We start from the raw sequence: 1,218 nt of genomic DNA, 5'->3' as shown, positions 1-1,218 counted from the left end.
TTTTATAATCTTTTTTAATTATATTCACATTCGTGATTTCGATAAAAAAACCTTTAAGACGTCAACTTTGTCTTAAAGGTTTGCTTTAATTAATCTTTATCTGTCGATTTTTCAGCAGCTTCTTTAGCTTTAATGGCATCCATAGGTGGAATCACCTTAGCAGTTTCTTTCATTTGTTGTAACTCAGTGATGTCCCCTGTAAAGTCAAAACAACCAAGGTATTTACCATTCTCATCATGAACTGCATAAAAAGAAATATAAATTTTACGACCATCAAGATCTAGTAAAAATTCAAAATTATCCTTTGTACCAGCATGAAATTGTTTCAATAATTCTTGAACCTGTGGGCGGGCGCCGCCATGATGTAGGCCTAAAACGTTTTTACCAAAGGTCTCTTTAAAACGTTTGTAGACCCGATGTCCATTATCAGTGAACCATTGAAATTCATCATTCTCGTCACAAAATCCCAATTCAAAGGGAATCGTATTCAGAATTGTTTCCAAAACAGGTAAGGCAATATTACCAGTTTTAAAATGTAACATATCTTTTATATCAACGTTCTTTGGTTCTTCAGCCATGTTAATCACCTCATATAAATTTAGTTGTTCCAATTATAAACACACTAACTAAATGTATAGAATTTTAGCTTAAATGTAAATAGAAAATTACGTTGGTTGCTGTTTTATTCTGACCTTAGGGCAATGGCAGCATCCTTTTTAACTGCCATTCTAGCAGGCACATGGCCACCCAAGACGGTTAATGCTGTGCTGATCAGAATTAAAATTACCCCATGCATGAGATTAAGGGCGGCTACGCCACTTAAGCCGGTAATTTTCTCCAAAATAATATTTGCTGGAAAAGTCAATAACCACGCAATTAAGACACCTAAAATACCTGAACCAAAACCTAGTATAGTTGTTTCAGCGTCAAATACCCGGGTAATATCCCTTTTTCTTGCACCTAAAGCTTTTAAAACACCGATCTCTTTAGTCCGCTCCAGTACCGAAGTATAGGTAATGATGGCAATCATGATCATGCTTGTGATTAACGAAATGCCTGCAAAGGCCACTAACACATAAGTGATCGCATCCATCAAGCCACCGGTTAAATTAGAAACATTCCCTGCAAGATCAGTATAAACCACCTTATTGACCTTACTTTTACCTTTATTATATTTATCTAAATAGCTCAAGATTTGATCTTTATCTTTAAAGCTTG

2 protein-coding genes are annotated in these 1,218 nt (G+C 35.2%); both read right to left on the bottom strand.

The window, feature by feature from the left end; all coding sequences use genetic code 11:
* Nucleotides 1-89 precede the first annotated feature (89 nt).
* Nucleotides 90-578 (bottom strand): PAS domain-containing protein, encoded by a 489-nt coding sequence (locus EKM78_RS12340; RefSeq protein ID WP_125772648.1) that lies wholly within the window; start codon nucleotides 576-578, stop codon nucleotides 90-92.
* A 104-nt stretch (nucleotides 579-682) separates the two neighbouring features.
* Nucleotides 683-1,218, bottom strand: a 536-nt coding sequence (locus tag EKM78_RS12335) for an ABC transporter permease (RefSeq protein WP_164507361.1), incomplete at its 5' end; no start/stop codon positions are given.

This window comes from Companilactobacillus furfuricola, from assembly GCF_003946325.1.
Classification (GTDB): domain Bacteria; phylum Bacillota; class Bacilli; order Lactobacillales; family Lactobacillaceae; genus Companilactobacillus; species Companilactobacillus furfuricola.
The sequence above is the reverse complement of the archived record's forward strand: the minus strand, read 5'-3'. Positions and strand labels throughout refer to the sequence as shown.